Source organism: Cytobacillus sp. MT66, assembly GCF_058792595.1.
The window spans coordinates 115,316-136,957 of record NZ_JBXAFB010000010.1; the positions used below are offsets into that span (position 1 = coordinate 115,316).

The 21,642-nt window shown below is 44.1% G+C and carries 22 protein-coding genes; 10 read left to right on the forward strand and 12 right to left on the reverse strand.

Annotated elements, in window-relative coordinates:
- Nucleotide 1 precedes the first annotated feature (1 nt).
- The 7 genes from AC1Q59_RS17840 to AC1Q59_RS17870 all read left to right on the forward strand — a co-directional run bounded on the left by AC1Q59_RS17840 (nt 2) and on the right by AC1Q59_RS17870 (nt 8,856).
- Nucleotides 2-1,660 carry a thiamine pyrophosphate-binding protein gene (locus AC1Q59_RS17840; RefSeq protein WP_492367249.1) on the forward strand — a complete coding sequence of 553 codons (1,659 nt, stop codon included), beginning with the start codon at nt 2-4 and terminating at the stop codon, nt 1,658-1,660.
- A gap of 104 nt (nt 1,661-1,764) precedes the next feature.
- Nucleotides 1,765-3,888, forward strand: coding sequence for a hydantoinase/oxoprolinase family protein (locus AC1Q59_RS17845; RefSeq protein WP_492367213.1), 2,124 nt, complete (start codon nt 1,765-1,767; stop codon nt 3,886-3,888).
- Nucleotides 3,854-5,557 carry a hydantoinase B/oxoprolinase family protein gene (locus AC1Q59_RS17850; RefSeq protein WP_492367214.1) on the forward strand — a complete coding sequence of 568 codons (1,704 nt, stop codon included), beginning with the start codon at nt 3,854-3,856 and terminating at the stop codon, nt 5,555-5,557. The genes AC1Q59_RS17845 and AC1Q59_RS17850 overlap by 35 nt, the downstream gene beginning before the upstream one ends.
- Nucleotides 5,558-5,790: 233 nt before the next feature.
- Entirely contained in the window at nt 5,791-6,579 is a 789-nt protein-coding gene (locus tag AC1Q59_RS17855) for a LamB/YcsF family protein (protein WP_492367215.1), read from the forward strand.
- 16 nt (nt 6,580-6,595) lie between these two features.
- The gene (locus tag AC1Q59_RS17860) at nt 6,596-7,276 is read left to right on the forward strand and encodes an RraA family protein (RefSeq protein WP_492367216.1); all 681 of its coding nucleotides are present in this window, start codon (nt 6,596-6,598) and stop codon (nt 7,274-7,276) included.
- A gap of 35 nt (nt 7,277-7,311) precedes the next feature.
- Nucleotides 7,312-7,974, forward strand: coding sequence for an RraA family protein (locus AC1Q59_RS17865; RefSeq protein WP_492367217.1), 663 nt, complete (start codon nt 7,312-7,314; stop codon nt 7,972-7,974).
- Between the two features lie 219 nt (nt 7,975-8,193).
- On the forward strand, nt 8,194-8,856 hold the full coding sequence (locus AC1Q59_RS17870) for an RraA family protein (protein WP_492367218.1): 663 nt from the start codon (nt 8,194-8,196) through the stop codon (nt 8,854-8,856).
- A gap of 69 nt (nt 8,857-8,925) precedes the next feature.
- On the opposite strand, the gene AC1Q59_RS17875 is transcribed toward AC1Q59_RS17870, so the two are convergent.
- From AC1Q59_RS17875 to AC1Q59_RS17905, 7 genes are all read right to left on the reverse strand, one after another.
- Nucleotides 8,926-9,657, reverse strand: a complete 732-nt coding sequence (locus AC1Q59_RS17875) for an SDR family oxidoreductase (RefSeq protein ID WP_492367219.1) — start codon at nt 9,655-9,657, stop codon at nt 8,926-8,928.
- A gap of 75 nt (nt 9,658-9,732) precedes the next feature.
- Nucleotides 9,733-10,692 (reverse strand): D-2-hydroxyacid dehydrogenase, encoded by a 960-nt coding sequence (locus tag AC1Q59_RS17880; protein WP_492367220.1) that lies wholly within the window; start codon nt 10,690-10,692, stop codon nt 9,733-9,735.
- Between the two features lie 23 nt (nt 10,693-10,715).
- Complete coding sequence (locus tag AC1Q59_RS17885) at nt 10,716-11,672, reverse strand: 5-oxoprolinase subunit C family protein (RefSeq protein WP_492367221.1); 957 nt, start codon at nt 11,670-11,672, stop codon at nt 10,716-10,718.
- Complete coding sequence (pxpB, locus tag AC1Q59_RS17890) at nt 11,660-12,385, reverse strand: 5-oxoprolinase subunit PxpB (protein WP_492367222.1); 726 nt, start codon at nt 12,383-12,385, stop codon at nt 11,660-11,662. The genes AC1Q59_RS17885 and pxpB overlap by 13 nt, the downstream gene beginning before the upstream one ends.
- Before the next feature lie 115 nt (nt 12,386-12,500).
- Nucleotides 12,501-13,787 carry a TRAP transporter large permease gene (locus AC1Q59_RS17895; RefSeq protein WP_492367223.1) on the reverse strand — a complete coding sequence of 429 codons (1,287 nt, stop codon included), beginning with the start codon at nt 13,785-13,787 and terminating at the stop codon, nt 12,501-12,503.
- A gap of 27 nt (nt 13,788-13,814) precedes the next feature.
- Complete coding sequence (locus AC1Q59_RS17900) at nt 13,815-14,363, reverse strand: TRAP transporter small permease subunit (RefSeq protein WP_492367224.1); 549 nt, start codon at nt 14,361-14,363, stop codon at nt 13,815-13,817.
- Nucleotides 14,364-14,448: 85 nt separating this feature from the next.
- On the reverse strand, nt 14,449-15,492 hold the full coding sequence (locus AC1Q59_RS17905; RefSeq protein WP_492367225.1) for a TRAP transporter substrate-binding protein: 1,044 nt from the start codon (nt 15,490-15,492) through the stop codon (nt 14,449-14,451).
- 515 nt (nt 15,493-16,007) lie between these two features.
- Here AC1Q59_RS17905 and AC1Q59_RS17910 point away from each other — a divergent pair.
- Nucleotides 16,008-16,724: a FadR/GntR family transcriptional regulator gene (locus tag AC1Q59_RS17910; protein ID WP_492367226.1), complete on the forward strand. Its 717-nt coding sequence runs from the start codon at nt 16,008-16,010 to the stop codon at nt 16,722-16,724.
- Nucleotides 16,725-16,819: 95 nt separating this feature from the next.
- On the opposite strand, the gene AC1Q59_RS17915 is transcribed toward AC1Q59_RS17910, so the two are convergent.
- The 5 genes from AC1Q59_RS17915 to AC1Q59_RS17935 form a co-directional block, all read right to left on the reverse strand.
- Nucleotides 16,820-17,149, reverse strand: coding sequence for a DHCW motif cupin fold protein (locus tag AC1Q59_RS17915; RefSeq protein WP_492367227.1), 330 nt, complete (start codon nt 17,147-17,149; stop codon nt 16,820-16,822).
- 144 nt (nt 17,150-17,293) lie between these two features.
- Nucleotides 17,294-17,839 (reverse strand): DUF2812 domain-containing protein, encoded by a 546-nt coding sequence (locus AC1Q59_RS17920; protein WP_492367228.1) that lies wholly within the window; start codon nt 17,837-17,839, stop codon nt 17,294-17,296.
- Nucleotides 17,836-18,180: a PadR family transcriptional regulator gene (locus AC1Q59_RS17925; RefSeq protein ID WP_492367229.1), complete on the reverse strand. Its 345-nt coding sequence runs from the start codon at nt 18,178-18,180 to the stop codon at nt 17,836-17,838. Before AC1Q59_RS17925 ends, AC1Q59_RS17920 begins: the two co-directional genes overlap by 4 nt.
- 629 nt (nt 18,181-18,809) lie before the next feature.
- Nucleotides 18,810-19,235, reverse strand: coding sequence for a DUF2935 domain-containing protein (locus AC1Q59_RS17930; RefSeq protein ID WP_492367230.1), 426 nt, complete (start codon nt 19,233-19,235; stop codon nt 18,810-18,812).
- 135 nt (nt 19,236-19,370) lie between these two features.
- Nucleotides 19,371-20,441 carry a DmpA family aminopeptidase gene (locus tag AC1Q59_RS17935; RefSeq protein WP_492367231.1) on the reverse strand — a complete coding sequence of 357 codons (1,071 nt, stop codon included), beginning with the start codon at nt 20,439-20,441 and terminating at the stop codon, nt 19,371-19,373.
- Nucleotides 20,442-20,674: 233 nt separating this feature from the next.
- On the opposite strand from AC1Q59_RS17935, the gene AC1Q59_RS17940 reads away from it, so the two are divergent.
- On the forward strand, nt 20,675-20,809 hold the full coding sequence (locus AC1Q59_RS17940; RefSeq protein ID WP_492367232.1) for an FbpB family small basic protein: 135 nt from the start codon (nt 20,675-20,677) through the stop codon (nt 20,807-20,809).
- Between the two features lie 161 nt (nt 20,810-20,970).
- Nucleotides 20,971-21,639: a GntR family transcriptional regulator gene (locus AC1Q59_RS17945; RefSeq protein ID WP_492367233.1), complete on the forward strand. Its 669-nt coding sequence runs from the start codon at nt 20,971-20,973 to the stop codon at nt 21,637-21,639.
- Nucleotides 21,640-21,642 lie beyond the last annotated feature (3 nt).

A 21,642-nucleotide genomic window follows, 5' to 3' on the forward strand; every position in this document is an offset into this window, starting at 1 on the left:
GATGAAACAAAGATTGAATGGCGCAGACGCAATTGTCGAATGTATGAAGCTTGAGGAAGTTGAATATGTTTTCTGTGTCCCTGGAGAAAGCTATCTGCCATTGATGGACAGCATTTATGCAACAGACAGCATTCAATTAATTTCCAACCGTCATGAAGGCGGCGCATCCTTTATGGCTGAAGGCTATGGCAAAGCGACTAGAAAACCAGGTGTCGTCATGGCCACACGGGGTGTCGGCGGAAGCAATCTAGCAATTGGCGTACATACTGCTTACCAGGATTCAACACCAATGGTTGTTTTCTTAGGACAGGTTCACAGTAAATTCCGCGGACGTGAAGGCTTTCAGGAAGTAGATCTTGATCAGTTCTTTGGCCACATTGCAAAATGGACCGTGGAAATTAAAGATGCCGAACGCGTGCCTGAGCTCGTTCAGCGCGCCTTCCGGGTGGCTAGGAGCGGACGGCCTGGTCCGGTTGTCATTTCTCTTCCTGAGGATGTGCTTGTTGAAGAGGCGGATATGTATTTCGGACCGGTTTCTGAAGCACCAGCACCGCGGCCAAGTGAGAAAGAGATTTTATCCGTACAGGAGCTTCTTGAAAAAGCCAAACAGCCGGTTATCCTTGCGGGCGGCGGTGTGAATGCTGCCCATGGCGAAAAGGCTTTGCAGGCATTGGCGGAGAAATTTAAGATTCCGGTCATGGCAGCTTTCCGCCGTCATGATGTATTTCCGAATGATCATGCCCTGTATGCCGGACATAGCGGCCTTGGGACATCACCGGCTATCCTGGACACGATCCGCACAGCTGATCTGGTTCTTGCTGTCGGTACGCGCTTATCTGAAGTGACAACACAGGATTACAGCATTATTAAGCCAGAACAAACGCTGATTCATATTGATATTAGCGATGAAGTACTCGGAAAGATTTATAGCCCTCATGTCGGCATTATTTCAGACGCGAAAGAAGCACTTGAAGCTCTGCTTTCGATGAAAATTGAAAAAGACTGGGCTTCATGGGCAAATGAACGCCACGCTGTCTATAAGCAGTCCGGCAATAACGTTGCGGCGGAAACGGATTATGTAGATAACCGTGAAGTAATCCGAACTCTGGAAAATAGTCTGCCAAATGATGCCATCATTACCAATGATGCGGGCAACTTTGCAGGCTGGCTGCATAACTTTTATACCTTTACGGATGCCAAAACGTATATCGGCCCTACAAACGGGGCCATGGGATACGGCCTCCCTTCTGCTGTTGGCGCCAAGCTTGCCAAGCCGGACAAGACAGTCGTTTCCTTATCGGGCGACGGCGGTTTCATGATGACCGTACAGGAAATAGAAACAGCTGTCCGTTATAACGTCCCTGTGATTGCCCTAGTATTTAATAACAGTATGTATGGAACGATCCGCATGCATCAGGAAAAGCATTATCCGGAGCGAGTGATCGGCACCGAGCTCAGTCATACGAACTTCTCTGAACTTGCGCGCTCTTTAGGAGCAAAAAGCTGCCGTGTTACAACAAATGAGGAATTTAAAGCTGCTTTTGAACAGGCACAGGCAGATGGAACTGTGACAGTCATTGAAATCATGACAAATCCTGAGCGCATTTCTGTTAAAGAGACCATCACATCTATTCGCAAAAATGCATTGAATCACGCGTAGTCAACATTGTAAATAGCACATACCTAAAGGGACTTTTCTCAATAATGTTTATTCACTTTGAGAGAGCCCCTTTTCATTTCAAAGGGATATTACAGGAGGTTTATATGTCAAAAATACGTGTTGGAATTGATATTGGCGGAACATTTACAGATATTGTGTTCATTGACGAAGAAGGAAACAGAATGTTTGGCAAAACCCTTACGACCTATCCGGATCCATCGGAAGGGTTTCTAAGAGGCTTGAATGAAAACCTTATCAAATACGGCTATTCCTATGGCGATATACACACGATTATCCATGGCACTACTCTAGTGGTTAATGCTCTTATTCAGCGAAAAGGCGTGAAGACGGCCTTTATCACAACCAAGGGCTTCCGTGACCAATTAGAGATAGGCCATGAAAGCCGGTATGACCTGTATGATCTTTTTATCGATAAACCGGCCCCATTAGTGCCAAGAAGCCTCCGGTTTACAGTGAATGAAAGGATTCTCGCTGATGGGCAGATTTTGCAGCAGCTAGATGAAGAGGAAGTACGCGAGGTTTTTAAGGAAATGAAAGCGCAACAGGTGGAAGCTGCGGCTGTAAGCCTGATTCATGGCTATAAAAATCCTGTTCATGAAAAAAGGATCCTGGAAATTGCTCAAGAAGCGGCGCCTGATATTCGCGTCTCCCTGTCTTCAGAGGTCTCTCCAGAAATCAGAGAGCTGCAAAGGGCATCCACAACCATCGCCAATGTATATGTCCAGCCGCTTGTCGAAAGCTATTTAACCAAACTAGACAAAGAGCTGAAGAGCCAAGGATTTACCGGCCACTTCCATATGATGCTTTCAGGCGGCGGAACCTGCACGATCGAAACAGCCTGCCGTTTCCCTATTCGCATCTTAGAGTCCGGACCTGTTGGAGGAACCATTGCCGGAGCCCATTACAGCAAGCTGTCCGATATTTCCAATCTGTTAGTGTTTGATATGGGCGGAACCACGGCAAAAGCTAGTTTAGTAGATAACGGCGAGCCAATCATCACCAATGAATTTGAGGTTGGGCGTGAACGCCGCTTTAAGAAAGGCAGCGGCATCCCTGTCAAAGTCCCTGTAGTAGAAATGATTGAAATTGGCGCGGGCGGCGGCAGCATCGCCCACATCAATCGGATGAATCTTTTAAAAGTAGGACCGATCAGCGCTAGTTCCGTTCCCGGACCAGCTTGTTACGGCCAGGGCGGAAAATTTCCGACTGTCACAGATGCGGATCTGGTGCTGGGCTACCTGAACCCTGACTTTTTCCTAGGCGGCGAAATGCAGCTAGATGCGGATGCAGCCTATCAATCCATCGAGGAGCATGTAGCTAAACCGCTTGGGCTAAGCGTGACCGAAGCTGCCTGGGGCATCCACCATATTGTGAATGAAAATATGGCAAGTGCTGCCCGGATTCATGCCGTTGAAAAAGGCAAGGACATCCGAAATTATCCATTGTTCGCTACAGGGGGCGCTGGGCCAGTTCATGCTTGTAATGTGGCCAATATCCTTGATGTATCAACCGTTGTCTCCCCTGTTGGAGCTGGAGTTTGTTCGGCGTTTGGCTTCTTATCATCACCGATTGCCTTTGACTTTGTCCGCAGCTATCATGGGCGCTTGGATCAGCTGAACCTTCAGGAAGTGACAGATCTATTAGCGGAGATGGAGAACGAAGGAGAACTGCTTCTGACCCAGTCCGGCATTGCCCAGGAGGATATCACCATCATCCGTAAATGTGAAATGAGATATGTCGGCCAATCCTATGAAATCAGTGTTCCGATTCCAAACGGGCCGTTAAGTGAAGATTCTATCGAAATGATTCAAAGCAATTTCAAACATCAATACGAAAAGCTTTACTCAGAGGCTAGCAGCACGGTGCCAATTGAAACCGTTAATTGGCGTGTCGTTGTTCAGGGTCCGACTCCGGAGCTTTCGCTAAACTATGCTTCGAAAAAAGGTTCGGCGAATCCGGAACCTAAAAATAATCGAAAGGTTTATTTTAACCAATATTCCGATTATGTTCTGACCCCAGTCTATGACCGTGAACAATTAAGTCCAGGATCTGTAATTGCTGGTCCTGCCATTATCGAGGAGAGAGAATCGACGTTGGTCGTCACCCCGAACTTTTCTGTGAGTGTCGATCCATTCTCGAACATCATCTTAAATTCCAAGGGAGGCAGAATAAATGACAAAAGCAGCGACAAAAGACAATATGTTTGATTCCGTTCAAATAGAAGTATTGTGGAATCGGCTGATTACAAACTTGGAAGAACAAGCCAAAACATTAATTAGAACATCGTTTTCCAATCTTCTTTCCGATGCTGAAGATTTATCGTGCGGGCTATTTGACAGCAAAGGAAATATGATTGCTCAGGCAAATACGGGAACCCCGGGACACATTAATACAATGGCACTGGGCATCCGTCACTTTTTAGAGCATTTCCCTCCGGAATCCTTACAGCCTGGCGACGTTTTAATCGGCAATAACCCTTATGAAATTTCCGGGCATCTTCTGGACGTGACTGTGGTCACCCCGGTATTCCTTAAGGAGCAGCTCATTGGCTACTTTGCTTCCGTATGCCATGTTCCGGATATCGGCGGACGGGGCTACAGCCCTGAAGGTGAAAGCATTTACGAGGAAGGTCTATATATTCCATATATGAAATATTACAGTGCCGGAAAGCTCAATGAGAGCCTGCAAGCCATCATTGCTGCAAACGTCCGGGCTCCCTACGAGGTTCTTGGAGACCTGAGGGCTCAGGTGATTGCGCAAGAAGTAGCCATTAAAAACTTAATGGAAACGCTTAATGAATTTGGTTTAACGGAAATTGATACCCTTAGCAATGAAATTATCCGGAGATCGGAAGAAGCCATGCGGAAAGTGATTGCCGAGATTCCGGATGGAACCTATGAAAACGAAATTTACACGGATGGTGTAGGTGATCCGATTAAAATAAAATGCGCTGTCACGATTAAAGGCGACGAAATTCTAGTGGACTTCGATGGAACATCGCCGGCAAGCTTAAAAGGGGTCAATGTTGCCCTTTATTATACATTGGCCTATGTCACCTACGGGCTAAAGATAGCGATTGCCCCAGATATTCCAAACAATGAAGGAAGCTTCCGTCCTATAACGGTAACGGCTCCTAAGGGCTCTGTATTGAATGCAGAACATCCAATGCCTACAGCAGCCCGGCATATTATTGGCCACTTTGCTCCTGTATGCGTATTGGGTGCCCTGCATGACGCCATTCCAGACAAAGTCATTGCCGAAGGATCGACAGCACTTTGGAATATTCAGGTTTACGGTGAAGACCTGCAAGGAAAGCCATTTTCCTATGTCACATTTAATACAGGCGGTATGGGCGCCAGTCCGATAAAGGATGGCTTGTCCACAACGGGTTTCCCTTCAGGAGTTAAAGGCACGCCTGTTGAAATTGCTGAAATTAATTCGCCGTTAATCATTCACCAAAAAGAGCTTCGTCATGACTCAGGCGGCAGCGGAAAATATCGCGGTGGGCTCGGACAAATCATTCGCTTCGGCGTTCGTACCGATAAGCCATGGCGGATGCCTTTCATGTTTGATGGCCTTAATTTCCCGCCAAACGGTTTATTGGGCGGAATGCCGGGAGAAACAGGAGAAGTCCTGCTTAATGATGAGACGCCTTTAACAACTAAAGGCCTTTACACCATGGCTCCAGGAGATACCATTACTCTAAAGCTTCCTGGCGGAGGCGGCTACGGCAGCCCGAAGGATCGCGATCCGGAACAAGTCCTTGCCGATGTAATCAATGGGTACATTTCTCAAGAAAAAGCTGAAGCTGACTATGGCATTGTGATTGAGGCTGCCCCAGACGGCTGGAAGATTGTTGAAGCAAACTCAAAATAAATAAGAGTTCCCATTATGCTAAAAGAGGAGTTAGTCGCAGAATCAGCGATTAACTCCCCTCTTTTTTCAATATTATATTTTTAATCCCCCTTTAAATATCGATTATATGGATTTTATATTTCCAATTAATCCGTTTTACAAATAAAACCCCACCTTTTAAAATGGTATAAGGAAATATTATTAATATTCAGATATTTAATCTCCAAAATAAATAGTGAAATCAAGGAGGTACTATGAAAAAAATCGATTTAAATTGTGATATGGGAGAAAGCTTCGGAGCTTATAAATTAGGAATGGATGAGGAAGTTATTAAGCTGATTACCTCCGCCAATATTGCCTGCGGTTTCCATGCAGGCGACCCAAATGTGATGGATCATACTGTTGCGATGGCCAAGGAATACGGCGTTGGCATTGGCGTACATATGGGCTTTCCTGATTTAATCGGATTTGGCCGGCGCGAAATGGATATAAGCAGTGCTGACCTGATCAATTACTGCATCTATCAGATTGGAGCCCTGCAGGCATTTTGCCAAAAGCATGGTGTAGAAATCCAGCATATGAAGCCCCATGGAAGCCTGGGCAATATGTGCGTGGTCAACAGCCGCGTGGCTAATGCAGTAGTAGACTCCATTAAAATGGTCTTCCCCAATACAAAATTATTTGTCATTCCAGGCGGAGAGATTCATAAAGCCGCTGTCGAAAAAGGTCTTTCCGTTGTGCAAGAGGTCTTTGCCGACCGCGCCTATACAAACGAAGGAAATCTAGTATCCCGCAAACTTCCTGGATCTGTTATTAAAGATCCAGATGAAGCAGTGAAACATGTCTTGCGAATGGTCGTTGACAGCAAAGTAAAAACCATTGACGGCGAACTCATTGATATTAAGGCTGAAAGCATCTGTGTTCACGGCGACACTCCAGGAGCATTGGAAGTGATTCGCCGGGTAAGAGACAGGCTGGAACACGCTGGTATAGAAATAGCTCCTGTTGGCCGCTGGCATGACGAACAGATTCATAGAAGCTAAAAGTGGAGTGATCATAATGAATAAAGAAATAGCACGTCCATCAAAGGAACTGATCGCCGGGTTCATGCAGGTTTCAACCTGCAACGTATCGGATGCATTAGATAAGCTTGGAATGCCATGCGGAGTTGCCGGAATTCGCCCTGTGTTTGATTGTGATAAGATCATTGGTCCTGCCATTACCATGAGGATCATCCCTTTTGGCCCAGAAGTACCAGCCGGGCATTTGGGCGCAGATGCCTTATCTGTGTCAGAAGAGGGCGACATCATTGTCATTGACAATGCCGGCCGGGTTGACCAGAACTGCTGGGGGGAAATTTTGAGCTATGCGGCCCAGCAGCAGGGTGTTGCCGGGGTCATCATCGATGGGGCTACACGGGATGTCGATATTATTCGCGACATCAACTTTCCGGTCTATGCACGCGGCATCGTCCCTTTTACAGCCCGAGGCCGAAACGTTCAGGGAGATTTTAATTGCACTGTGCAGGCAGGCGGTGTTCAGGTACGTCCCGGTGATTTAATCATGGCCGATATAAATGGCATTGCGGTGATTCCAATTGAGCGCGCCGAAGAAGTGTTACAGGTGAGCAAGGAGCTATTTGATCGGGAAATGGAGATAGCACAGCTGCTCCGTTCCGGGGTTCCTTTTTCTGAGGTAGACCGCAAATCAGGCTACGACAAAATGCTGGAGAAGAAGTAAGTTTTCTCTCGAGGGATTTAAAGGAGGAAAATTAAATGGGGATGAGCACGCAAGAACTCGTTCAGGAGTTTATGAAATTAGATACCCCAACCGTTTCTGACGCGCTTGACAAGCTGCAAATCCGCGGCGGCTGCCACGGATTAACACCCATTGTACTGGGGAAGAAAATGGTCGGTCCTGCCTTTACGGTCAAATATGGCCCGGTTGGCGAGCAAAAAGGAACGGTCGGCGACTATATCGACGACTGCGAAACAGGTGACGTGGTTGTCCTTGATAACGGCGGGCGTACGGACTGTACGGTCTGGGGAGATATCTTAACCTACGTAGCTTCTTCAAAAGGAATTGCAGGCACAATCATTGACGGAGTATGCCGTGATATTGACGGAATCCGAGAACAGGGCTACCCGATGTTTAGCCGCGGGCACTATATGGTAACAGGAAAGGACCGCGTGATGGTCCAAGCGGTCAACGAAACCGTCGCTATTTCAACTATCCAGGTGCGGCCGGGAGACCTCATTATGGGCGATGAAACAGGGGTATTAGTCATCCCTCGCAACCGTGCTGACGAGGTTTTGGCTATTGCTAAAGAAATCGATGCTGCGGAAAGCTTAATTCTTGATGAGGTAAAAAAAGGAGCTTCTCTTGGTGAAGCCCGCAAAAAGCACAAATACCACGAGCTTCAAAGAAGTAGTCAGTAAAATTGCAGAATAAAGCCATTCCCCAACATATCCAAATTATTGATATTACATTACGAATTATCAAATTTTACAATTTTAACAAAAGCACATACGATGTTTGCCAAGGTGTACAAATCGAATTCAGAACAATCAAATAATAAGAAAAACAACTAGGATCTACTTAATATCCTAAAAATATTTTCCTAGAAAAAATTTATCAAAAACAAGGAGTGTACGAAAATGGGTTTACGCATGGAACACGCACAAACACGCTTGCCTCGTGAGATTATCGATGGGCTTAAAGCTATTGGCAGCACCATTATTGCCGATGCCATGGGCAGATTTAATGCCATGAAGGGAATCAAACATTTTAATGAACCACATGTCCGGATGGCTGGCCAGGCTTTGACCGTTAAAACGATTCCTGGAGATAATTTAATGATCCATAAAGCCATTGATATCGGGTCCTACGGCGATGTGATGGTTGTGGATGGCGGCGGGGATATTGAGAGAGCCTTATTAGGGGAAATTATGTGTAAAATTGGCCAAAAAAATGGCATTTCTGGCTATGTCGTTGACGGTGCGATCCGGGATGCTGAAGCGATCAGACAAATGGGGTTCCCAGTATTTGCAAAAGGGACGAATCCAGGAGGCCCTTTCAAGGAAGGGCCAGGGAAAATCAATGTGGCCATCAGCTGTGCCGGTGTTCCTGTGAACCCGGGTGATGTAATTGTCGGCGACAGTGACGGAGTTGTTGTGGTCCCTTATGAACAGGCTGCTGAGGTTCTCGAAAAGGCCAAATCGGTACAGGCGTATGAACTGGACGTTCTTGATCAGATTGAGGCCGGCACGTTAGACAGAAGCTGGGTGGACGAACTTATCAAAAAGAAGGGTCTTTTATAATATAGACAGGGTACTAGATGAATAGGCCCCGCACCAAAAAAGCGACTCTAAATGAGTCGCTTTAATAATTTATCCTTGCATTTCAATATTCAGCGATACAGGATGGGCCCTCGGAGAAGTGTTTAACACATATAGTACGGCATCAGCCACATCGGATGGCTGAAGCATTTTTTCCCTTTGGCTGTCAGTCATTGGCGGTCTTTCTGTCATTTGATCACGGAATTCAGTATCAATCGTAGAAGGCGACAATAGGGTCACTTTCACATTATGCGGCTTCGCCTCTGTATACAGGCATCTTGTAAAAGCATCGACTGCGGCTTTGGAAGACACATAGGCTGACATATTCTCCACGCCTCGGGAGGTCATAACGGTGGAAATGTTAATGATGTGACCTTTCTCCCTCTCATACATATGCGGAAGCAGGTATTTACACATCAAAAAGGTTGATCGGTAGTTTACATTCATTACCTGATCCCATACTTCAACGGGAGTATCATGTATTTTTGACCAATGGCCTAAACCGGCATTATTAATCAGGACATCTACCTCTCCCACTTGATTAAGAATGGTTTGAGTGGCATGTTGAATGGAGGCCTCACTCTCTAAGTCAAAAGTGAAACTTTGGGCACTTCCTCCCATTCTTTGAATCTCTTGACCGACTTCTTCTATTCTTTCAATATTTCTCCCAGCCAGGATGACATTAGCTCCCTGGCCTGCGCATGCCAAAGCTATGGCTCTGCCGACGCCGCGGCTAGCTCCTGTAATTAATATGCTTTTCTCTTTTAATGATTGACTCTCCATTTCCCCTTACCTCCGCATCAAAAGTGAAACAAGGCAAAGTCAAAGAGCACCCATAAATAGGAATGCTCTTATCGCTTAATATCCCCGTTTCCGATCCACAATCCCAATTAGTTCCAGCCCATTCACATACCTCTTTAGATTCTCTGCAAAGAATCTGCTTACCCCGGCAACCGTGCTTGGCCCGGACAGGTGTGAAGTCACATATACATTTGCCATGCTCCAGAAAGCATGGTCTTTTGGCAGCGGCTCCACTTCAAATACATCAAGGACAGCTGCCTGAAGATTGCCTGATTGCATGACGTCTATTAAATCATTCTCATGAACTAATGCCCCGCGGCCTACATTGACCACACAGGCATCAGGCTTCATAGCTAATAGAAGATCTTTGTTAAGAACCTTCCGTGTGGCATCTGTCAAAGGAAGTGTAAGGACCAGATAATCAAGATCTTCCACAAATGCTTTCCATTGGTCAGCAGTAAAATGAGCATCCACTAATGATGCATTTTTTCCGCTAAAGCTCAGGCCATGCACGTTCATATCAAAGGCCCTTGCCTTTCGGACAATTTCCGATCCAATGGACCCGAGGCCAGCCACACCAATAGTTTTGCCAGCCAGCGAGTCGGAAATAAACGGGTCCCAACGCTTTTCCATCTGTGACTGCCTCATACGGGGTACGTCCTTTGCGATATGCAGAAGGAAGGTAAACACATATTCCGATATATAAGCTCCAAACTGATCAACAATTCTTGTAAGGGTAATGTGCTCTGGAATGAAATCGGCTGCAACCAGATCGTCGACACCGGCTCCCATCGACTGAAACCAGCGGACAGAAGCAGCTTCAGGATGGCTAAGCAGTTCCAGAGGAAACTTCCATCCCAAAATCACTTCCGTTTCCGGAAGAAGCCTGATTGCCTCCTCTGATGAAGATGAAGCCTGTACAGATGTGAATCCGTACTCGCGAATGGATTCAGCGTAAGTTTTGGCAACAGATTGATCGGGATTAAAAACTAGAATAGTAGGATGAAGGGATTTCATTTTTTTCTCCTTTAAAAAAATATTTACATACAAGCATAATTAACTGTATTCATTAAAGTTAATAGTTTCTCCTGCTCCTTCCAAAGTTTCTGAGCCTCTGTTACGGCAATTTCCTCAAAATAGACGAAATCGCCCGGTTTTTTCTGCGCCAGATAGGGAAGGTCACCCCCAATCACAACCCCTATTTTTGTATATCCGCCCGTTACCTGGCAGTCGGCCATTAATACAATGGGCTGTCCATTTCCAGGCACCTGAATCGAACCAGCTGTAATGCAATCAGAAAAAATATCCGGCCCATTTACATGTGTCAGCGACTCCCCTTCAAGCCGATAGCCCATACGGTCTGAATTGGTCGAGATTCGATAAGGAGCCGAAAGAAAGAGATCAATCGCTTCTTGCGTAAAAGCGTCTTTTTGCGGGCCAAGGATAACCCTTACCTTCCGATCCTCTTGGTAATCCGGAATATAGGATGGCGGCAGCTTTCTCGCTAGAGTACTAGTCTTTGTCTTCGCTTCCCCAATTGAAAGAACATCGCCCTTTTGCAGCTTTCTCCCGTCTAATCCGCCATACCCGCCTCGAAGAAAGGTAGACTTACTCCCCATTACTGTCGGAACATCAATGCCGCCCGCCATCGCCACATATGCACGGCATCCATATTTAATAGAGCTAAAGTCGAGAATATCTCCATGGGAAACTCTGACCGTTTTCCATAGCGGAACAGTTTCTCCATTAAGCTTTGGGGACAGATCAGCTCCTGTAATAGCGATTAACCCATCGGCCATAAACTTTATTCTTGGGCCTAACATCGTGATTTCCAGCCCCGCCTCCCCCTCCTTGTTGCCGACTAATATGTTAGCCAGCCTCAAAGAAAGAGGATCCATTGCCCCAGAGGCTGATACCCCATAGATCTGGTACTCTCTTCTGCCAAGATCCTGTATCGTTGTAAGCAGGCCTGGTTTCATAATCTCTAGAAATTCCATTTTTCCCGCCACTCTCTCTGTTTATGTGAATCCCAACTTTGTGCCTCGTCAGATGTAATGGGGACAAATTTGATAGAATCCCCCGCACGAAAGATCGTCGGGGGATCGATGAAGGGATTGAATGTTTCGAATGGGGTCCTGCCAATGACATGCCAGCCTGTCGGGGATTCATTCGTGATAATGATCGTCTGCTCATTAGCTATAGCAATCGTTCCCTTCGCCACTTTAAAATTCGGGCTCGTCCGCCGGGGCAATGACAGTCTAGGATCAATCTCGCCGCAATAAGGGTAGCTTGCGATAAATCCCAGCATATAGATTAGATAGTGACGGGAAGAGTGGAGATCGATAACCTCTTCCGGACTGAATCCCGTCCTTTTGGCAACATCCCCCAGATCATAACCATCCTCTCCGCCATAAACCACTGGAATATGAATTACCCGGCCTCTGCTATGTTCGGCTTTATCATCAAGAGATTGTAAATTTTTTAGCTGAACAAGCAATTCATCATAATTGATCATCAATGGATCATAGTGAACCGCTAGGCTGCGCAGCGTGGGAATAACCCGTCTCACCCCGCGAATATCAGCCTCCCTAATAAGGAAGGCCAAGGAGTGCACTTGGCTGTTTGTTTCTACCGATATTTCATTTTTAAAGTTGATGATTAAGGCCTGTTCTCCTAGTGGCCGAATATCTAAATCAAAAAGTGCATTCATTAATACATCTCCCTTTCAAGAAGCCCTGTCCCAGAATTACCCTAAGGGAAATTGCTCTAGCTTATAACACGGTTCGATTAATTATGAATTGAACATTTAAAGGTAGCCCCCACCCCTACAAACTAACCCATGTGACAATGCCAGGATAAAACGTAATCAGCAATACGAGTGCTAAAATAATGAAGAACGACGGCATGCTGTACTTGGCAATCTTGCCCACACTGTCTCCCGTCAATCCATTAAGGACAAATAGATTAAACCCTACCGGAGGAGTAATCTGGGCCACTTCAATCATAAGGATTAAGAAAATACCAAACCAAAGCGGATCAAATCCTGCCAATGTAATTAGAGGCAAGGCCAATGGAAGAGTCATTAAAATGATAGAGAATCCATCCAGTATACAGCCAAGCAGGATATACATAATCACCATGATAACAATGAGTTCATACTTTGAAAGACCAAGTGTTGCAATGAAAGCTGTCAGTTTTCCAGGAAGGCCCAGATATCCAACGACTACAGACATATAAGCAGCTGCGATAACAATTAACATGATCATAGCATTTGTTTTTATCGAACCTAAAATAGCCTCGATAAAGGCTTCCTTTGATAAGCTTTTCGTTAAAACTGCTAAAAGGAGCGATCCAAATACACCGACGGCTGCAGCCTCTGTTGGAGTTGCCCATCCTGCATAAATACTTCCCAAAACCATCAGCATTAAAAACATAACAGGCAGCAGCAGCGGAAGCGCCTTTAACCGGTCGGACCATGTATAGTTCTCCGCTTTTGGAGCTAAATCAGGATTGATGATGCATCGAATCAGAATATACGAGCTGAATCCTATAGCTAGAATAACTCCTGGAAGAACACCCGCAATAAACAGGGACCCTATGCTAACGTTAGCTGATATTCCATAAACAATCATCAGCATGCTTGGCGGAATCAGGAAGCCTAATGTCCCAGCACCCGCCAAACTGCCAATGCTGAGTGAGCGATTATAGCCTCGCTCCATTAATTGCGGCATGGTAATCTTTCCAACCGTTGCCGTCGTCGCAGCAGATGACCCGCTGACCGCCGCAAACAAGCTGCTGGCAACGATATTTACGTGAATGAGTCTTCCTGGCAAAAAGGCCAGCCATGGCGTTAAGCCTTTAAAAAGGTTATTGCTGATATTGCTTCGGAAGAGAATCTCCCCCATAAAAATAAATAGCGGCAAAGCAACCATGGTTGGACTGTTTGTTTGATTCCAGAGAATATTCGTTAATACATTTAACGGATCCGTATCTGTAAAGAAAATAAAGCTGCAGAAGGCTACGAGCAGAAGCGAGAGCCCCACCCAAATCGAACTTCCTAAAAATAGAACTAATAGGCCTAATATGGTTAACGAGATTACGGTGATATCCATTTCAAATTCCCCCCTCTAAATGATGTTTTAGTGGCCTGCTGCTTGAAGCTCTGCATCTTCTTCCTCGTTAATAACAAACTCGCCTCTGCGATACTTGATAACTGTCCTTGATATTTCAGCAAAAAACTGAAGGGATAGAAGGAGAGACCCTAAAGGCAGAATAAACTGTGGAATGGCCAAATACGTTTTGGTCAGCTGCATCGATTGTGTTCCTGAAACTAATGAGTCCAAAAAGAAGTGAAACGTGGCAGATGTAATAATAAGAAAGGCTGCTAATCCAACGATATTAGTATATAGTTCAAGGATCATCCGAGCCTTTGGGCCTTTAAATATCTTGTAAATAAACGTCATTCGAATATGTGCTTTATCCTTCAGTGTATAGGCCAGTCCCAAAAATGTAATCCCCACCATAAAATACGCTGTGTATTCGGTTGTAATATAAATCGTGCTGTTAAACACAGCACGGGCGACAATTTCCGTGATGATTAGAGCAACACTTAATATCATCAGTGCTCCTGCAATATAAGCAAATACCTTATTCGTTTGATCAACAAAGCGAATTACCTTTTCCATCATATTCCTCCTTTATATTCTTGGATGTAAGAAAGCAATCAGATAAAAAGGGCAGCCGCTAAAAAACAATACCGGCTGCCTTTCTATTTTAACGTCCTACCTCTTCATAGAACTTATCAACAATCTCCTGTGCCTCAGGAGGCGCTTTGCTTAACCATTCTTTTCTGATATCTTCCGTAAGATCCTCTAATTGAACAATGAGATCTTCGCTTACTTCAGATGTAGTGATTCCGTTTTCATTTACTTTCTTTTCCATTTCCTTACCCAACTGCTCCACGCTGCTCCAAAGCTGATCTTCAATTTCTTTTCCTGCCTGGATCATTTGGTCCTGAGTTTCTTTATCCAGGGAATTAAATTTATCCAGATTGATAGTTAAGGCATTGGTTCCCGCCATAACACTGATAGGCAAATAATAATCTAATACTTCCCAGAATTTGCTATCCACTGCGGAAGTGGTAGAAGTCATTACTGAATCAATAACACCTGTAGATAAAGCTGAGTACACTTCATTAAACGGAAGCGGTGATGGCGTGCTGCCTACAGCACTGGCAACACGAGTAGTTAAATCATCAAATGTACGTGTTTTTAATCCTTTAAGGTCGTCTAATGACTTAACTTCATCTTTTGTCCAGTATCCTGTCAGCGGCCAAGGAGAAGTGTAAAGGATTTTCTGATTCCACTTTTCTTCAACCACTTTATCAAAATAAGGACGGGCAATTTGATTAAAGATCTTATATTCTTCAAAATCCCGATAAAGAAATGGCAAAGACCCAATGCCTAAAAGATATTCATCTCCAGCTACACTGCTTAATAGAAGGTCTGCCATTGGAACGGTGCCGTCACGCACAACCTTTAGATGGTCGGCACTTGAATAGCCTAATGTTCCATCTGGACGGAGCTCAATATTTACCTTTCCTCCTGTTGCTTCTTTTACCTTTTCGCTAAACTGAACCATCCCTTGTCCAATATGATTGCTTTCTGGATACACAGAACTGATGAGGAATGTGACAGATTCATCAGAAGAGGATCCTCCTTCAGATGAAGAGGTTTCTGAACTTCCTCCTCCGCCACAAGCTGCTAGAACCATAGACAGCATAAGCAATAACGATGCAACAATACTTAATTTACGCATGGTATTCCCCCTATTTTTTTATTTATTTATCAAAAAATATAAAACTACTAAAGTTAGAAGCGTTCCTCGAATTAAGAGATAATAACCAAAATTCAGATATATTTATTCAATTAAATACTATTATTTCATTTCCTGTCTGTAAAATTTAAAATTTCGTATTAAAAAATCAGTATTTTTAATATTTCATAGGATTCTATCTAACTGCTATAAACATGCTGTAAATAAACATCGAGTGGGAAAATATGTATCTTTTCTGAGGTTCTAACAAGGATGATAATCTGCGGTTTGGTTCTTCAAATCATGCAAATATAAAAATATAACTCCACATTTTTCTAAATATTTCGTATAATCTAAATATATCGTTTTGCATTGGTATGACCATTAGAACATTTAAAGATAGGTTTATAAAACAACCTTACATCACCTTATTTATTTTGTAAATAAAATTTTTTTAATTTTTTAATTAATTTATATTATTTGATTATTATTTTTTTCCCAAAAGAGAGGGTGTATAAATGTCTTTAAAATCGATACAGAAAAAAAGCTTATATGAAGAAATTGTTTATCAAATTGTTCAATATATCAAGGATGAAAAATTAGCACCTGGGGACAAATTACCTTCTGAGGATAAACTGGTTGAAGTGTTTAAAGTAAGCAAAGCGGCTGTTCGGGAGGCATTAAGCATTCTGGCATCAAAGGGGATCGTAGAGAAGAAGCCAGGCGTTGGAAGCATCATTCAGGAAGTCAGCGGAACCACATTTATTGAAAATATTACTACCCAGCTAATTATCAATCAGCAGACCTTGCAGGAAATCCTGGATTTCCGAAGGATCGTTGAGGTTGAGGCAGCCGGGCTGGCAGCCGAAAGAGCCAGCAAGGAACAAATAAGCAGCATTAAAAAGGCTCATACCAACCTAATAAATAAAAATCAACAAGATCAAATTGGAATTAAAGAAGATTTCTATTTTCACTATCACATCATTGTCTCCTCTAATAATTCCATCTTTTTATCCATATTTGATGCGATTTCTCCAAAGATATTTGAGGCCATTAAAATTACGAAAAAGCAATCTGTTCTGCTTTCCCGACAATACGTCATTGAAGCCCACGAAGAACATGAAAGAATACTCAATGCGATTATATGCAGGGACCCTCATCAAGCACGCCAAGAAATGCTGCACCACCTGCTGAAGAATGAAGAAAAATTATGGACGAATGAGTTAACTTTTTAGACCTCATCAAAAGAACCCAGCTAGACTGCAGAATAATAGAGCTAATTAAGGGGGAGTTAACAGACATGTTAACTCCCCCTTTGCAATTTTTCTTTCTAATCAACGATAAATAATTTTGCACCTGTGTCCGTATAGGATCTATGCGCATTTGTATTATCCGCAACCTGATAGCTGACACCGGGGGTTAATTTAACTGTCTTACCGTCCGAAAGTTCCGTATAAAGTTCACCCTCAAGCACTAAAAGGACGTGCCCCTTATCGCACCAATGATCAGCTTTATATCCAGGAGAATACTCAACCATTCGAACTCTGATATTGCCCATTTCAAAAGTCCGCCAAAGAGCAAAGCCTTCGATTCCTGGGTGCGTAGAAGGTGTGATTTCTTTCCAATCAACCGTAGAAAATGGGACATCGGCAATTTTCATAGTTTAGCCTCTTTTCTCGTTTATTTTAACAAACTATTGATTCTCTTTCGGATCGACATCATCCTTCTCCTTATTAAAATAAATTGTGCCGTCCCTTTACACTTTAGATAAGTCGGCCTCATCAAATGCAGGCTGCATTCTTCATTAAAGACCTGTCTTTCGCAGCTTACTCAGTTTAAATAGATAGGAAAGGTACGGAAGACCTGGAAAGACCAAAATAGCAAGCGAAACAATGCCGATACTATAAAAAACCGGCCGCAATGACTCAAACAGCCATCCGGAATGGCTCATCAGACTTAAGAGAAAGAAGAATACGGTCGAGATGAGAAACGGCAGCGCCGCCCTCCCCATCTGTCTTTTTTCCCGTTCATATTTTTCGATAATCGTAGGTTTGTCAGAATAGATTGGTGTAGTTCCGGCCGATGCACGGAAAATATGAATTTCACTGCCAGCCGTACAAACATGGGACCAACCGGCTTCCTCGAAGAAGGCAAAGTACTCATCGTCAGCATCCTTTTGGTAGTCCAATGAATAGTCAATATCCATCGGCTCCCCTTTTCTTAATTTATAGCCAAGTAAGGCAAAGCCCTCCAATATCCAGCCCTCTTTTGCCAAGTCCGAAAGCTTTTTCATTTCCTTTTCTTCGTAAAAAGCCAGCCCGCCGCTAGGCATATATTTGGTTTTTCTCATCCCCATCGCTCCCCTCTTTTCTCAAACACCTCTTCTGCATGCCGCACCATTTCATGTCTTCTCGTGACTTCCTTTTTTAACAGCTCGAGTCCTTTATCTGTTGCCAAATAGGTTTTCCTCTTCGGATCCTGATCGTCAATCAGCTGAATAAGACCAGCTTCCAGCAGTTTTTTGATGGTCGTATACATCGAGGCAGGCCCGATGGAAAACCGCTGATGGGTCATGTCTTCAATGGTTTTCATGATCAGGTATCCGTGCCTTGCTTCCACCAAGGACAATAAAATGTAGTAAGCCGTGTCCGTCAGCTCCCCCATTTCAAGCGAATCACTCCTCGCCATCATTATCCACTCCTTATATCACTTTATGATATATCATTATATGCAATATATCGTTTAATGATATAACTGTCAATCTGAATATCCCAGATTAATTCAGATGTGGTTTCAAAAAAACAGATCATAAGCACGAATTGTATTAAAAATCGTTTAAAGGAGGGAATGAAATACCTATGTAATCACGGGGTATCTACTAAAACAGTGTCATTTGGAAGACGAAAAAGGTTTGCTTACAACATTTGTATAAAAAAATCAACATCTACTAAAATTTCTTTTTGAACATTTTGTGACAAAGTGTTATAATTAATGTCACAAAGGAGCTGATGATTATGAATAAATTGACAAAACATGGGCTTATTTTTGCAGCGATCCATACGTTATTTTTCATCAACCTGGCTTTTGATTTCATCGAATTTTATTAAGCAAACCTGTTTTCGCTAGAGTGTGATTTTGCAAGACTGGTCTTGTTTATCTTCTTTTTTCTTCTCAATTAAAATCTTCTTAATTCTTTTCGAAATTATTATGCTTCACTTAAAAGCATTCGGTGCCCATCGGCAGCGGGTGCCTTTTACTGCGCTTCCAGAAACCCAGCCCAACAATTAAAAAATAAAAAAGCTGCCAGCAAAGCCGACAGCTTATTGTTGATATAAAATTGTTTGCGCTACCCCGATAAAATACTCGGATTCACGGATAATATGGTCCAGAACAACCTGTGCCGTCTGGTTATTTTTGATGACTTCGCTCTCATTTTTAATCTGTGCACATAGAGCAATGAATTTTTGGCTCTGGTCCAAACAGAAGGAGACTAGTTTAAGCACATCCTGATATAGAGCAGGCGTCACCGCGTTCCCTGAGCGCGCCACCGTCTCAATAAAGCGTATGACATGCTGGTGGGTTTCGCCTAATGCCTTTTCCCACTCCTTCATGGCATTGACATAGACCTGTTCCAAGTCCTTTACCAATTCCCGGATGACGACCGTATGCTCTTCCTCCTGGTGTTTCCAGAACTCTGCCTCATCCAAAACCCTTAAAGGCATTTGATTCCCGTAATAATATTGCATAATATCCATCCCCCATCCCATCATTTGTCCTATATAAAAGGTATTCTCGCACTTGGACAAATATGAAGGATATGGAAATCCAGGATAGAAATGCGACCAGGGACACCATACTCTCAAAAACAGATTTACTCTGCTTTACCGATCCTTTCCCAGTAAAGTTGAATAAGGAATAGCCTTACGAATGTTCCCATTGCTGCCTTCGGTTGTTTCTGCCATGCACAGCGAATTCCAGATGGCTTCTTCGACGGACTCTGCCGCCATCTCAAACAGCTGCGAAATGAACTGGCCATCCTCACGCAAAAACTGAAATGGAAGGCATTCCTGATCTTCCGGCAGCTCGTGAGGAATCCGGTGGGCTGTTGAAAAGGCAATGACGATATCACCGCTGCCATGGGACGCATACGAACCCGTCCTCGAAAGCCCGAAAGCCGCGCGTTTGGCCAGTCTCCCCAGCTGCCTTTCGTTTAATGGCGCATCGGTTGCCAGAATCATCATAATAGATCCATCAGGCAGCTTTTCCTCTTTTTCCGGGTGGTGAAGCCAGCCGCCGCCTGGAATCCGCAAATCCTTTTCTTCGCCAAAATTGCTGACGACAAAAGCACCGACTGTGTATTGATTTTTCCCGAAGGAAGCGATTCTCGAGCTTGTCCCGACGCCGCCTTTGTAGCCGAGACAGGACATGCCGGTTCCCGCGCCGGCGCAGCCCTCTTCGACCGCCCCTGCTGTCGCGGTTTCAATCGCTAGCCGGGCATGCTCAGGCTTCACGTGAAGTCCGCGGATATCATTAAGATAGCCGTCATTGCACTCCCCGACAAGCACATTCACCGTGCCGGTCGTATCGCCGATTTCCGTATTTTGCTCGAGAAGATAGCGGATAGTCCCCTCCAGAACAGCCGGAACTGACAGCGTATTGGTCAGAAGAATCGGGCTTTCGATGACGCCAAGCTCCTGCAGCTGAATGGTCCCCACTGTTTTGCCGAACCCATTTATCACATATGAGCTCCCAAGCACTTTTTCCCGGAATAAGTTCCCCTCATGCGGCAAAATGGCCGTTACCCCCGTTCGAACCTTGCGTCCATCCTCTTTCTCATAAGAAAGTGTTATCTGCCCCACCTGAACGCCTAAAACATCTGTAATGGCATTATAAGGTCCAGTCTGATGCCTTCCGATACAGATTCCAAGATTCCTAAGCCGAACTCTGTCCATGTTTTGCACCACCAAAGCTTTTTTGATACGTCCATCTTAACACAATCCAGGATTCCAAAAACCTTCCAAACCATTAAGAACCGCAAAGTTAGGCAATATATGGCAGAAAAATTTGAATTTGTAAAAAACTTCACACATTGTTCAAATATAGGACGTTTAGAACGGTCAAAAACGGTGTATGATTATAGTATAGAAAATTCAGATAAATAATATTGAAAGTGAGCTGGATTACCATGCGTAAAGAGCTTAAAAAATCCTTACAAGAGCTAATCGAAGAAAATAAACGTGATTTGATGAGAGATAAAAAAGCCATGGAGAAAATTGAAAAACGGATCGAAGAACGCCATGCTTTAAAAAGGCTGGCTTAAATACCAAAAAAGAGGGGCATTCCTAGCGATGCTCCTCTTTTTTTATGCCTGAAACAATTGACAGAAAATTCATTCTGTAATATTGTATACAATATAGATATTGAGTACAAATACATAATTGCATACATTTAGCTGCGCCATTTCAGGAAGGAAGTGCTGCTGTGACTGCTGATATTAAAAAAAGCAACTTAAATGAACAAGTTTTTTATGCGCTCAAAGAGATGATTATTAAGGGGGAATTAAAGCCTGGAGAAAAGATCGTTGAGGCGAATTTATCAAAAACCTTAAGCGTGAGCCGGACGCCCATCCGCGATGCCCTGCGCCGGCTGGAAAGAGAAAGTCTCGTCATTTCCCTTCCTTCTCAGGGAACTCAGGTCACCCGGTTGAGCAAGCAGAACATCATTAATCTTTACGAATGCCGGTCAGTCTTAGAGGGACTCGCGGTTAGACAGGCAATCGGCCAGATCAGCAGCCCGGTTATGGAAGCAATCGAAGAATCGATTATTTTAGCAGAGAGCTATTATGCCAAAGGGGATATCGGAAAAACGATTGAAAAGAACACTTTTTTTCATGATCAGCTCGTTGCCTCAAGCCATAACGCCCCGTTAATTCAAATGATGGACAACATCCGGACACAGACGATGCGCTATCGGGTACTGACCGGCGCCATGGGATTCCGGTCATCTTTCATCCAGGAGCATACGGAAATCCTGCTAGCTTTGAAAAACAGCGAGCCCGATCGGGCGGAAGCGTTAATGAGAAAGCATATTTTAGCTGATCTTCAGGCTTTTTTACAAGGCATCATAAAGAATCATTATCTCAATGAATAGCAA

What these genes read in the sequence shown, in the direction of transcription:
- AC1Q59_RS17840 (WP_492367249.1), top strand. Translation starts at nt 2, where the DNA reads ATGAAACAAAGATTGAATGGCGCAGACGCAATTGTCGAATGTATGAAG.
- AC1Q59_RS17845 (WP_492367213.1), top strand. Translation starts at nt 1,765, where the DNA reads ATGTCAAAAATACGTGTTGGAATTGATATTGGCGGAACATTTACAGAT.
- AC1Q59_RS17850 (WP_492367214.1), top strand. Translation starts at nt 3,854, where the DNA reads ATGACAAAAGCAGCGACAAAAGACAATATGTTTGATTCCGTTCAAATA.
- AC1Q59_RS17855 (WP_492367215.1), top strand. Translation starts at nt 5,791, where the DNA reads ATGAAAAAAATCGATTTAAATTGTGATATGGGAGAAAGCTTCGGAGCT.
- AC1Q59_RS17860 (WP_492367216.1), top strand. Translation starts at nt 6,596, where the DNA reads ATGAATAAAGAAATAGCACGTCCATCAAAGGAACTGATCGCCGGGTTC.
- AC1Q59_RS17865 (WP_492367217.1), top strand. Translation starts at nt 7,312, where the DNA reads ATGGGGATGAGCACGCAAGAACTCGTTCAGGAGTTTATGAAATTAGAT.
- AC1Q59_RS17870 (WP_492367218.1), top strand. Translation starts at nt 8,194, where the DNA reads ATGGGTTTACGCATGGAACACGCACAAACACGCTTGCCTCGTGAGATT.
- AC1Q59_RS17875 (WP_492367219.1), bottom strand. Translation starts at nt 9,657, where the DNA reads ATGGAGAGTCAATCATTAAAAGAGAAAAGCATATTAATTACAGGAGCT.
- AC1Q59_RS17880 (WP_492367220.1), bottom strand. Translation starts at nt 10,692, where the DNA reads ATGAAATCCCTTCATCCTACTATTCTAGTTTTTAATCCCGATCAATCT.
- AC1Q59_RS17885 (WP_492367221.1), bottom strand. Translation starts at nt 11,672, where the DNA reads ATGGAATTTCTAGAGATTATGAAACCAGGCCTGCTTACAACGATACAG.
- pxpB (WP_492367222.1), bottom strand. Translation starts at nt 12,385, where the DNA reads ATGAATGCACTTTTTGATTTAGATATTCGGCCACTAGGAGAACAGGCC.
- AC1Q59_RS17895 (WP_492367223.1), bottom strand. Translation starts at nt 13,787, where the DNA reads ATGGATATCACCGTAATCTCGTTAACCATATTAGGCCTATTAGTTCTA.
- AC1Q59_RS17900 (WP_492367224.1), bottom strand. Translation starts at nt 14,363, where the DNA reads ATGATGGAAAAGGTAATTCGCTTTGTTGATCAAACGAATAAGGTATTT.
- AC1Q59_RS17905 (WP_492367225.1), bottom strand. Translation starts at nt 15,492, where the DNA reads ATGCGTAAATTAAGTATTGTTGCATCGTTATTGCTTATGCTGTCTATG.
- AC1Q59_RS17910 (WP_492367226.1), top strand. Translation starts at nt 16,008, where the DNA reads ATGTCTTTAAAATCGATACAGAAAAAAAGCTTATATGAAGAAATTGTT.
- AC1Q59_RS17915 (WP_492367227.1), bottom strand. Translation starts at nt 17,149, where the DNA reads ATGAAAATTGCCGATGTCCCATTTTCTACGGTTGATTGGAAAGAAATC.
- AC1Q59_RS17920 (WP_492367228.1), bottom strand. Translation starts at nt 17,839, where the DNA reads ATGAGAAAAACCAAATATATGCCTAGCGGCGGGCTGGCTTTTTACGAA.
- AC1Q59_RS17925 (WP_492367229.1), bottom strand. Translation starts at nt 18,180, where the DNA reads ATGATGGCGAGGAGTGATTCGCTTGAAATGGGGGAGCTGACGGACACG.
- AC1Q59_RS17930 (WP_492367230.1), bottom strand. Translation starts at nt 19,235, where the DNA reads ATGCAATATTATTACGGGAATCAAATGCCTTTAAGGGTTTTGGATGAG.
- AC1Q59_RS17935 (WP_492367231.1), bottom strand. Translation starts at nt 20,441, where the DNA reads ATGGACAGAGTTCGGCTTAGGAATCTTGGAATCTGTATCGGAAGGCAT.
- AC1Q59_RS17940 (WP_492367232.1), top strand. Translation starts at nt 20,675, where the DNA reads ATGCGTAAAGAGCTTAAAAAATCCTTACAAGAGCTAATCGAAGAAAAT.